The organism is Paraburkholderia mimosarum LMG 23256 = NBRC 106338, assembly GCF_000739815.1.
Lineage (GTDB): Bacteria > Pseudomonadota > Gammaproteobacteria > Burkholderiales > Burkholderiaceae > Paraburkholderia > Paraburkholderia mimosarum.
Window position 1 is genome coordinate 1 of record NZ_BBJJ01000128.1, and the last position, 10,218, is coordinate 10,218.

Annotated in this window: 10 protein-coding genes and 1 pseudogene; 6 read left to right on the forward strand and 5 right to left on the reverse strand. The window is 61.6% G+C overall.

The window, feature by feature from the left end; all coding sequences use genetic code 11:
- Positions 1-91: pseudogene (locus tag BMI01S_RS43525) on the reverse strand (beta-ketoacyl-ACP reductase); the annotation flags it as partial.
- Positions 92-546: 455 nt separating this feature from the next.
- Complete coding sequence (locus BMI01S_RS34735) at positions 547-1,500, reverse strand: LysR substrate-binding domain-containing protein (RefSeq protein WP_028232810.1); 954 nt, start codon at positions 1,498-1,500, stop codon at positions 547-549.
- 158 nt (positions 1,501-1,658) lie between these two features.
- Here BMI01S_RS34735 and BMI01S_RS34740 point away from each other — a divergent pair, with 158 nt between their 5' ends.
- The 3 genes from BMI01S_RS34740 to BMI01S_RS34750 all read left to right on the forward strand — a co-directional run bounded on the left by BMI01S_RS34740 (position 1,659) and on the right by BMI01S_RS34750 (position 4,935).
- Positions 1,659-2,780, forward strand: coding sequence for a M20 aminoacylase family protein (locus BMI01S_RS34740; RefSeq protein WP_407669106.1), 1,122 nt, complete (start codon positions 1,659-1,661; stop codon positions 2,778-2,780).
- 47 nt (positions 2,781-2,827) lie between these two features.
- A complete protein-coding gene (locus tag BMI01S_RS34745; RefSeq protein ID WP_028232812.1) occupies positions 2,828-3,622 on the forward strand; it encodes an ABC transporter substrate-binding protein in 795 nt (264 codons plus the stop codon).
- 122 nt (positions 3,623-3,744) lie between these two features.
- Positions 3,745-4,935 (forward strand): porin, encoded by a 1,191-nt coding sequence (locus tag BMI01S_RS34750; RefSeq protein WP_028232813.1) that lies wholly within the window; start codon positions 3,745-3,747, stop codon positions 4,933-4,935.
- Between the two features lie 75 nt (positions 4,936-5,010).
- Here the strand turns inward: BMI01S_RS34750 and BMI01S_RS42205 are convergent, their stop codons facing one another.
- The gene (locus tag BMI01S_RS42205) at positions 5,011-5,205 is read right to left on the reverse strand and encodes a hypothetical protein (RefSeq protein WP_154671473.1); all 195 of its coding nucleotides are present in this window, start codon (positions 5,203-5,205) and stop codon (positions 5,011-5,013) included.
- Between the two features lie 895 nt (positions 5,206-6,100).
- Between BMI01S_RS42205 and BMI01S_RS34755 the strand changes: the two genes are divergently transcribed.
- The 3 genes from BMI01S_RS34755 to BMI01S_RS34765 all read left to right on the forward strand — a co-directional run bounded on the left by BMI01S_RS34755 (position 6,101) and on the right by BMI01S_RS34765 (position 8,304).
- Positions 6,101-6,643 carry a membrane protein gene (locus BMI01S_RS34755; RefSeq protein ID WP_028232814.1) on the forward strand — a complete coding sequence of 181 codons (543 nt, stop codon included), beginning with the start codon at positions 6,101-6,103 and terminating at the stop codon, positions 6,641-6,643.
- Positions 6,644-6,707: 64 nt separating this feature from the next.
- Positions 6,708-7,229 (forward strand): hypothetical protein, encoded by a 522-nt coding sequence (locus BMI01S_RS34760; RefSeq protein ID WP_154671474.1) that lies wholly within the window; start codon positions 6,708-6,710, stop codon positions 7,227-7,229.
- A gap of 682 nt (positions 7,230-7,911) precedes the next feature.
- Positions 7,912-8,304: a hypothetical protein gene (locus BMI01S_RS34765; RefSeq protein ID WP_051381598.1), complete on the forward strand. Its 393-nt coding sequence runs from the start codon at positions 7,912-7,914 to the stop codon at positions 8,302-8,304.
- A gap of 130 nt (positions 8,305-8,434) precedes the next feature.
- On the opposite strand, the gene BMI01S_RS34770 is transcribed toward BMI01S_RS34765, so the two are convergent.
- Positions 8,435-9,520: a lipase family protein gene (locus BMI01S_RS34770; RefSeq protein WP_036046994.1), complete on the reverse strand. Its 1,086-nt coding sequence runs from the start codon at positions 9,518-9,520 to the stop codon at positions 8,435-8,437.
- Positions 9,521-9,575: 55 nt separating this feature from the next.
- On the reverse strand, positions 9,576-10,218 hold a 643-nt coding region (locus BMI01S_RS34775; RefSeq protein ID WP_042292414.1), incomplete at its 5' end, for an LssY C-terminal domain-containing protein.

The window sequence follows — 10,218 nt, forward strand, 5'->3', positions numbered from 1 at the left end:
TCACCCGGTAACCCGAGGCATGGAGCCTGACGCTGATCGCCTCGCCGAGGCCACCCAATCCGCCCGTTACAATTGCAATTCGATTAGTCATCCTATATCTCCGCACGAGTGAGCTACGTATCAAAATATTGTTGCTGCTCCCGGATGACAGGAGTCACATTCATCGCCACCATGCCGTCCCGCCCGGGCGCCACAGGCAGCGCAGAGCACAGCAGAGGCCCGCGTGGGCGCCAGAGGAAAGTTCGTTATCGATTGTGTGACAGGCCGTGCGTGATGCCTTGAATGAAACTGCTCTGACGCCCTCGGGGAAACCCTTGTTGGTAGGTGAACGCGGATACCGTGCAAAATATCGGGTTGGACGGCGAACGGGCTTTATGACGCCATCACAGGGGTCCGAAAGTGTCTCTTCATGGCCCGCACTGCGTCGCCCCCGGCCCACGTCTCATGCAATAGGCATAACCGACCCAACTCGGCCATTCGCTTTCGCTTGGGGTGATGGCCGTTCATGGTGCTGAGAAGTCACTCACTTGGACGCACTCTCGGGTGCTAAATCAATAGTTCCAGGGTTTTGAACAGGGCGAGGTCTTCTTTCTTCGCCGAGCGCGCGTGCCGCCGTATCACCTGAAGCAGGCATTCGACGAAGGCGACCGCAGCGCGGCTCAGCGTGCTGTTGCGGCGCGTGACGATACTCAGTTGTCGGGGCTCAAACGTCTCGCGCAGGTTGAGCGACTGCAGGCGGCCGCCGAACGGCGGCACGTGGCACAGGATCGTCGGGCTCCACGTGCACATGTCGGCCTGGTCGACCATGGTCTGCAACGTCGCTACCGACTGTGCACGCACGATGCGGCGCGCGTCGATCTGCGCGCCCTGGCGCGTGAACAGATAGTCGACCAGATCGGCCTCGCCGTCAGGTGCGAAGTTCAGCACCCAATCTTCGTCGAGCAAGTCGTGAATCGACCGCGCTCTCGCCTTGCGATGCCCCTCGCGCACCATCACAGACGATTCGTAAGTCAGCACGGGCTCACAGGCAAACTCCTGCGTGCTCGCGCCGGGCTGCAACTGGCCGACCGCGAAGTCCATGCTGCCATCGCGCAGCAGCGGCTGGGCCACGGCCATCAGCCCTTCGACGAGTTCCAGGCGGATATCGGGCATGCGCTCCCGAAAGAGCCGAACGGCTTCCGCGAGAAAGGTCAGCGTAATCCACGGCGTGACGCCCACCATGAGGCCGCCTTCCACGCGTCCCCTCAAACGCTCCAGATCGTTGTGCGCGTGCTCCAGCTGATTGAGCACGAGGCGAGCGTGCGTGAGCAGGACCTTGCCGTGCTCGGTGAACGTGATGCCTTCGGGCGCGCGGATCAGGAGCGGCAGGCGCTCGCTGGCCTCCAGTTCGCGCAGCGCGCGCGTGACGGCCGCCTGCGAAAGCCCGAGCGCACGGGCCGCGCCGCGAATGCTGCCAGCTTCCGCGCTGGCCACGAGGGCCTCTAGCTGATGCAGTTTCATAGAGTGAGGTGACAACTATGGGTTGTCATCATAACAAAACGCTGGCTGTTCTCCGTGATTTTCGCTGCATACGATTCTCTCCACGATGCACCAAAGGCGGAGGAGACGAATTGAGCAGACAGTGGGTGTTGCCGGAGGTGGCGGCAATCGAAGCGGAAATGATCGCGCTGCGCCGTGAACTGCACGCGCAGCCCGAACTGGGCTTCGAAGAACATGCAACGAGTGCGCTCGTCGCCGAAAAGCTCGATGCATGGGGCTACCGCGTGACGCGCGGCGTGGGTGGCACCGGCGTGGTCGGGACGATGACGCGTGGTCGTGGCTTCAGCCTCGGGCTGCGCGCTGACATGGACGCGCTGCGGATATGCGAGGCGACGGGCCTGCCCTACGCAAGCCGCAGCGACGGCGTGATGCATGCCTGCGGCCATGACGGGCACACGGCGATGCTGCTGGCGGCGGGGCGCTGCCTTGCGCAAAACGCGCAATGGCGCGGAACGCTTCACCTAATCTTTCAGCCCGCGGAAGAAGGCTTGGGCGGCGCGCTCAAGATGATCGAAGACGGCCTTTTCGAACGCTTTCCTTGCGACGCCGTGTTCGCGATGCACAACGTACCCGGCTTTCCGGCGGGGCAAATCGGCTTTCACAGCGGCGCTTTCATGGCCTCCGCCGACGAGGTGACGATCCGCGTGATCGGCCGCGGCGGGCACGCGGCCGCGCCGCAGCAGACGATCGATCCCGTCGTGGTCGGCGCGTCGATCGTCATGGCACTGCAAAGCGTGGTGGCGCGCAACGTGGCGCCGCACGAGCAGGCTGTTGTCAGCGTCGGCGCACTACATGCAGGGAGCGCCTCGAATGTCATTGCGCCGCATGCCGATCTGCATCTGAGCGTGCGCGCGCTTTCGGCGCGGGTGCGTGAGCTGCTGGAGCGTCGCATCCGCGAACTGGCGCAGGGCCAAGCCGCGAGCTACGGCGCGCGCGTGGAGATCGACTATCGCCATGACTATCCGGTGCTCGTCAACCATGGCGACGAAACCGAAGTGGCGCGCCGCGTCGCGCTCGAATGGGGCGGCCCGGAGTTGCTGATCGACGGCCTGCGCCCGCTCATGGCGAGCGAGGACTTCGCGTGCATGCTGGAGCGCTGCCCCGGCAGCTACCTCTCGATCGGCAACGGCGACGGCGAGCAGCATTGCTCGCTGCACAACCCTGGTTACGACTTCAACGACGCGAGCCTCGCCATTGGCGCGAGCTACTGGATCAAGCTTGCAGAGCACATTCTGCAATAAGCATTGAAACCACCGAAGCAACTTAAACAACAGGAAGGAGACGGGCAATGAAGAAATGGACGATGGCGCTCTCGATGGCCCTCGCTGCGGCGGCAACGGCGGGCCAGGCGCACGCGGTAGATCTGAAGGGCCGGGAGATTCGGCTCGCGGTCGATCCCACGTATCCGCCACTCGAATACAAGACGCCGGACGGCAAGCTCACGGGCTTCGGCGTCGATATCGCCAATGCGTTGTGCGCGCAACTGAACGCGCATTGCTTGTGGGTGGAAACGAGCTTCGACGGCATGATTCCAGGCCTCATCGCGCGCAAGTTCGATGTCATCTCTTCGTCGATGACGATCACGCCCAAGCGGGAGCAGCAGATCGCGTTCACGAACAAGATCTCCAATGCGCCTGCGCGGCTCGTCGTGCACCGCGGCTCGCCACTCCTGCCTGACGCGGCTTCGCTCAAGGGCAAGCGCGTGGGCGTGGAGCAGGGCACGAGTCAGGAAGATTACGCGCGCGCGAAGTGGCAACCCGCGGGTGTGGAGATCGTCCCCTATCAAAACCAGGACCAGGTCTACGCCGACCTGACATCGGGCCGCCTTGACGCCGCGTTCCAGGCATCGATCGCCGCAAGCGACGGCTTTCTGAAACGGCCCGAGGGCAAGGACTTCATGTTCGCGGGACAGGCTATCGACGACCCGAAGTTCTTTGGTCAGGGCGATGGCCTCGGCCTGCGCAAGCAGGACACCGAACTGCGCGATGCCTTCAATGGCGCACTCGCTGACATTCTCGCGAACGGCACTTACGCGCGCATCAACAAGAAGTATTTCGACTTTGACATCTACGGTGCGAAATAAAGCGGGAAGGAGCTGAGTAATCAGCTAACGCGGGCGCAAGACACGTGGCCCGCGTTGGCGAGGACAAGAGGACCCACGCCTCTATGTAATGATAAGCATGCCTGATGAAAAATGGAAAACAAATGAAGACGAGGAAAATCTTTTGCGTCATGGCGTTCTGTGGCGTCGCGGCTCCGGCCTTCGCGCAAAGCAGCGTGACCCTTTACGGTCTGATCGACGAGGGTGTCGACTACACGAACAACGTGGGCGGCCACAGCGTCTTCGAAATGACGAGCGGCTATGCGCAAGGAAGCCGCTGGGGGCTGAAGGGTACTGAAGACCTGGGAGGCGGCAATAGCGCGGTCTTTCAGATCGAAAGCGGTTTCAATGCGAGCAACGGTGCACTGGCAGAAGGCGGCCGCGCCTTTGGGCGCCAGGCGTATGTCGGTCTCGCCAGCGAGCGCTACGGCACGCTCACGCTCGGGCGCCAGTACGACTCAGTGGTGGACTATCTCGCACAGACCACGGCGAACGGCAGCTGGGGCGGCTACCTCTTCTCGCATCCCTACGACAACGACAACACCGATAACACGTTTCGCCTGAACAACACGATCAAATACGCGAGCCCGACGTGTGGCGGCTTCTCGTTCGGCGGCACGTACAGTTTCAGCAACGACACGAACTTCGCGAACAACCGCGCGGTGAGCGTGGGCGCGCAATATACGACGGGGAGTTGGCTCATCGCGGCGGCCTACCTGAACGCCAGCAACCCCGCGTTGACCTCTGGCGGCGCGATTGCAGGCGCGAGCAGCACCAACGGCGCTGACGGCAATTTCGCTTCGTCGCGGCTGCAGATATTCGGCGCTGGCGTGGCCTATACGGCTGGGTCGGCAACGGTCGGCTTCGCGTATACCAATACGTACATCGGCCAGCCTGTGGCGAACGTTGGGTATCTCGCGGGAGACGAGACGATCCAGCCGGTGACAGGGCCGCTCGCCGGCGGCCGGGTGACGTCGCTCAGGTATCAGAACTTCGAGGTGAACGGGAGATACCAGTTCACGCCGGCTTTTTACGCCGGCGCGGACTATGCCTACACGCTCGTGCACTACGACGCGACGACAGGCAGTGTGAATCCTTCGATCCATTCGGTGGGGCTGATGTTCGACTACAACCTCTCGAAGCGCACTGACGTGTATCTGCAAAGCGTATTCCAGCTTGTGGCGGGCGACAAGACTGGCTCGTCGCTTGACCGGGCTTATGTGCCCGGTGCTCAGGATCTCTCGTCGACTTCCCGGCAGGTAGTGGTGCGCGCAGCAATTCGTCACAGCTTCTGATTTCGTAGGCTGCACGCGGCGCTCTGCGTGATTGGAGCGCCGCCCGGCGCGTCTGCGACTCGCGGATCGATCGCCTCAGCGGTGGTCAATCGTCCGCCATGGCTGATGGCAAAGGCTTGAGATGCCGACCCTGGTTTTCACCAACACCGAGAGGTGCAAAGTGGAATAATCCGTTGTACCTGCATTGCCATTCACATTCGCGAAGGATAAAACGTTGTGCCGACGGACGGCGAGGAAGGCAACGACGGTGTTCTTGTACAAATCGGACATTCGGGTGTCCGCTGCTGACTCGTAACGTATGACCCAAACTGGCCGACTGTACTCATTCACAGCAGCCACCCTCAACCCCACTCATCTATCCACGCGTTCTTTCGGATACCTTGCGATTGCAAAAATGTAAGCATATTGTCAGCTGAAGGCGGACGTCGACGCTTGTGCGTTCGACGGCGCGGTCAACCCCATCTCATTCTCGCGGACCGCACAACACGCCGGGAATATTCGAAGACCTATCTCGTTTTAGCAGGACACGAGTCGCGCGAAGCAAGGCTGCGCTGTGGTTGCGTGCCCTCGTCATTGAGGATCTGGTTGATCGTTCTTGCATGAGGTGTCAAATGGATATGCCAGGCGATGTGCACGTTTCGTCACAAACCTCCACGCCGGCGAACGAATTAATAAGGACTTCACGCTGTTCGATAAGCCATCGGAACAGGGCGCCGGGAATGCGTAGGGCACATGCGGACGAACGAGCGTACGAGCAGACTGCCATTGAACGGTCGCATTGCGTCGTCCGGAAGAAGTCAGGCCGCTCGATGTTACGCACGAGCGGCGAACAGTTATCCCGATGCACCGCGACACCTGGCGAGGCACCTACCTCGAATTGAGGAGGTTGACCCATCGCGATTCTGATTGCGCGTTTGCACAATGAAGACAACGGCCGTACCGACGAGACACGGTGAATCAACCGCTTTTTCGCTCCCGAGCGGCAATTTGCGCCACAGCCGCAAGGAGTAATGGTGTATAGCGGCCTGTTCAGAGTGGACCGCATGGAACCCGATCGCGGCACCACGACATAGTCCCGACGCGTGCCATCGCATGCACATATGTCGGCGCGGGTGAGGTGGGGTGGTACGCCTGCAACCGCTAGTCAACGATGGAAGGAGGCCACATGTCACTCATCGTCGCAGCACGCTTTACGACATTCCCCGCAGCTGAAGACGCGGCACGACGGGTCATCACTGCCGGTTTCGTCGAGGAGGACGTCACACTGTTTTTCGTCAATCCGTCCGGCCAGCACGGATTCGAAACCGTCACCGACGCAAACGCGAGGGAGGCGCCGGGGGGTGCCGAGATAGGCGTCACGATTGGCGCAGTGGTTGGCGCCCTGGTCGGCGTCGGGGTCTTCGCAGTGTTTTCGCCACCGCTTATCGTGTCGCTGATCGCGACTGGGGTGAGTGCGTATGTCGGCTCATTGCTCGGAGCGATGGTGCGCACGCGTGAAGCCAGCAACGAAGAAACACGTGAATCCGGCGTGCTGGTGGCCGTACACGTGTCGCCGGACAGCCAGTTGGACGCCGCACGGGTGCTGCGCGATGCGGGAGGCGCGGCGATCGAACGCGCGACTGGCCGCTGGCAACAAGGGCGGTGGGCCGACTTCGATCCGCTCAAGCAGCCTGTGCCGCTCAACGAATTCAGTGAGAAGCACGCCTGATTTGAAGGCGTTTTTAGCTGAAATTCGCTCCGAATCAATCAGGAGATAAATTGTGCAACTTCACATGGATTTCCATCATTTCACATACGGCCGGCTCGACTGGCGCGCAGCCGTGCTGGCAGGCGTCATCGCCGGCACTGTATTCCTGGTGTTAGGGGTCGTCCTGATGGCCCTGACGACTGGCGGCAGTCTGCTGGAGCCCCCACGCATGGTCGCCGCGATCATTCTGGGACGAGGCGCATTGCAATCGCCGCAAGCCTTCTCGCCTGGCATCGTGCTCGCGGCCTTCGTGGTGCATTTTGGCCTCGCCATCGTATTCGCACTTGCCCTCGGTCTGGTCATGACGTCATTCGACCTGGACTCGAGCTGGGGAATGGCTTCACTGGCGGGTGGCGCATTCGCTGTAGCCGTTTACCTTATTAATTTCTACGGCATGACACGGCTTTTTCCATGGTTCGCAGAGGCGCGCAACTGGGCCAGCCTGTTCGTTCACATCGTCTTCGGTATCGTGGCGGCGAACCTGTATATGAGACTGGAGCGCAACACATCGCGCAGGGGCAGGGCGGTCGCGGGCGGCCCGTCGTAGTCCCGTGCCGTGCTGATCGACGGTCTCCAGAGTAGAAAAGGCTCTCCGCGCAACAACATGGGCACCTCATCGAGATCGACATGACCGGTCACTCCGGCGAAAGCGCCGGTCAACATCTGCGAGGATGCAGCGCGATAGGCGCGTCGCGTCGTCGACGGTTATGGTCATTGCCAGGGCGGTGGTTGCCACAAGGGTTGGGAACATCACCACTGGCACAACGGTTGGTGACGGGAGAACCGCTTGACACCGCGCTCATCAAATCGCACTCGGTACATGCGCTAGCGGTGCTGGCCGACGATCGGCTCGCATGTTTCAAAAGTAGCCAAACTATATCGCTGGGCGGGGGGCGGCATGTCTTCAGCCTTGTAGTTCAATGAACGCGCGTCCGCTCGTGGGCCGCATTGACGCGAAACCGACGATGGTCGACATGACCTTTAGTTGCCCCGGGCTCGGTCGTACCGTGTTTCGCCATGCTGGCCCGCGGGCGCGGAAGATGTCCGCGACCTCAAGCACGGGACGTCCTGCGGGGCCGGTCTATTCGGAGGGCAGGAGCTCCAGTGGGCTGGTGACTTCGCGCAGCAGGTCGGTGGCCACCTGCGCGTAAAGCGCACCTCGGCAATGCCTTCTCCTTGCACTTCACCTCATTCCATTTTCCGGCGTCGCGTTCCTCTGGTTACTCGGCGTGCTGCGAGACAGCATAGGCGTGCTGGAAGACAGGCTTTTTGGCACCGTCTTTTTCGGCATAGGATTACTTTTCGTGGCAAGCCTGTTCGCAGCGGCGGCTGTAGCTGGGGCGATCGTGCGTGCCACCAGCGTGCTATCCGACGTCGGGGTTAGCAACGAAATGTATTTTTTTGCAAGGGAGGTGGTCTACGCGTTTATGAACGTCTTTGCCATTAAGATGGCGGGCGTTTTCATGGGGGCGGCCTGCGTCATTGCGATGCGCACGGCAATTTTCCCTCGCTGGATCGCATTGATCGGGTATGCGTGCAGCCTGGCACTTCTACTTGTTATCTGGGGCTGGCTGTGGATCACGATGCTGTTTCCGCTATGGACGTTGATGGTCAGCGTCTAATCCTCCACACAAGGAAGCGGAATACGAGATGAGGTTTTCGCTGTCGTCAGACGCTATGTGCTCTGACAACCTCTTCTTTGAGCCGCTCCATGTACTGCTATGCAATGTCATGACTTTCCCCCCGCAGGGTTCACCGGGCGGGCTCATCCAGGTCCTCCTCCACGAAGCGCAGGATGGCCTCCACGAGCGCCTCGCGTGGGTACGCATTCTGCGTGACGAAGAGAGCGCCTAACGTCGGATGCGTCCGGGCGATTGGCACCGCCAACGCCCAGTGATCCGCATTGACGTAAGCAAGAAGCGAGCTTCCAGGTACGATCTGATCGTAAAAGATGACCTGGCTGTCGTTTCTCGCATCGACACGAGAGAGCTTCTCATAGCTCGATTCGAGAATTGACGAAATGCGGTCGGGCTGTGGGAATGTGACGACCGAGTAATAATGAAAACCACCCGGAAGCGGGTGCTGTGCAAGCCATGCCTTGCGGGTCGCGGGTCGCAGGCTTTGCACACCGCCGCCATCGCCCGATGTGCAAGTTGCGCCGGGAACGTATTTCAGCAGATTGGCCTGGTACTGTTCGGCATCGTTGGCGAGCGGCGATCCTCCGATCGCACCGGCGGCGCTCACCACCGCCGCCACGCGGCTTCGAATTTCTGGATACGCGACGAGCGCTTCGAGAAGGTCGGGAGCTCCTTTCGAATATCCGACCAGCACGATGCGCGGCGGGCCCTCAGGCGCTGGCATGGCCATCAGCGCGTCGCGAATCTGGCGGGCGTTATTGGCTGAACTGGATAACGCGTCGACGTCAAGCAACGTCGCGTCAAAGCCAAACTGGCGTAGATGTGTCACAACGGTGTTTGGTGGATTGAGCCATGGCTTGAAACAGTCATAGCCGATGCCGGGCACGACCGCGGCGATGAGGTGTCGCCGGGAGAGACCCAGCTCGACGGGCTTGCCGGTGCCGGCGGGCTCGGTGCCCACGCGGGTCAGTGCGTCTTCACAGGGGCGGTAATCGGGCAACCCGGTGCCGCGTGCTTTCAGGACTGCGCAATAAACTTCGCGGAAACGCCCTCGTTTATCCTGTATTCCCGCCTGAGCTGCAGGCATGAGCGCCAGCGGTGGCGTATCGGTCGAATACGGGATGAGCGGCTTCGTCGCGCACGCTCCCAGCAAGGCGCAAGTTGCCAGCGTCGCGAGCACGATGCGGTTACAGCACCGCATACGGGTGGGGGCAGGCAGGCGCGCCGCTCGCGCAACCGGCGATGCGGGCTTCGAGTCACTGGTGTGCATCGGCGGGGTCTCCGGGGGGAGGGATGTCGTGCTCGCTCAGGTAGGGCACCCAGTCGAGAAATTCCACATCAGACATGCTGCGCGGCCGCGTCGCGAAAAATACCACCGCGCGCAGTCCGTCCGTATAGTAGGTCGCACCGTCGAGGGTCGTTCGGGGCTGTGAGTACGGTGCGGCGCCGACACCGTTCGTAAATCCGAGCTTGTCGAGACCGCCGGAGTACATCAGGTCCTGGATCAGATAATTGCGCGCCTCGTCGACGTTTCCTTGAAGAATGAGATGCGGATCATTGCGGGGCACGAAACGGCCGCCGACGGGACGGCCGACCTGCGCGACGAAAACCAGTTGCCCCTGGTAACGCAGCGGCGCGAGCCATCCCCGTATCCAGGTCGCCGGCGAGCCCGCCTGCGCCTGCTTGCGCATGACGAAGTCGGGTGTCCGCCCGAAGACCCGCTGCGAGAGATCAGACTCGTGCGCATCGCGCCGATAGTTGCGCCGCACCAGCGCTGCGCCGATGTCGGAAAACTGGCCGATACCCACGGCATTGAGCGGGTCGGCCTGCGCTGTGCCACCCGCATCGGTGGCGCAGCACGGCAGCCGTTCGATGGCTGCGCGCAGCGAGGTCAGATCG

What these genes read in the sequence shown, in the direction of transcription:
- BMI01S_RS34735 (WP_028232810.1), bottom strand. Translation starts at nt 1,500, where the DNA reads ATGAAACTGCATCAGCTAGAGGCCCTCGTGGCCAGCGCGGAAGCTGGC.
- BMI01S_RS34740 (WP_407669106.1), top strand. Translation starts at nt 1,659, where the DNA reads ATGATCGCGCTGCGCCGTGAACTGCACGCGCAGCCCGAACTGGGCTTC.
- BMI01S_RS34745 (WP_028232812.1), top strand. Translation starts at nt 2,828, where the DNA reads ATGAAGAAATGGACGATGGCGCTCTCGATGGCCCTCGCTGCGGCGGCA.
- BMI01S_RS34750 (WP_028232813.1), top strand. Translation starts at nt 3,745, where the DNA reads ATGAAGACGAGGAAAATCTTTTGCGTCATGGCGTTCTGTGGCGTCGCG.
- BMI01S_RS42205 (WP_154671473.1), bottom strand. Translation starts at nt 5,205, where the DNA reads ATGTCCGATTTGTACAAGAACACCGTCGTTGCCTTCCTCGCCGTCCGT.
- BMI01S_RS34755 (WP_028232814.1), top strand. Translation starts at nt 6,101, where the DNA reads ATGTCACTCATCGTCGCAGCACGCTTTACGACATTCCCCGCAGCTGAA.
- BMI01S_RS34760 (WP_154671474.1), top strand. Translation starts at nt 6,708, where the DNA reads ATGGATTTCCATCATTTCACATACGGCCGGCTCGACTGGCGCGCAGCC.
- BMI01S_RS34770 (WP_036046994.1), bottom strand. Translation starts at nt 9,520, where the DNA reads ATGCGGTGCTGTAACCGCATCGTGCTCGCGACGCTGGCAACTTGCGCC.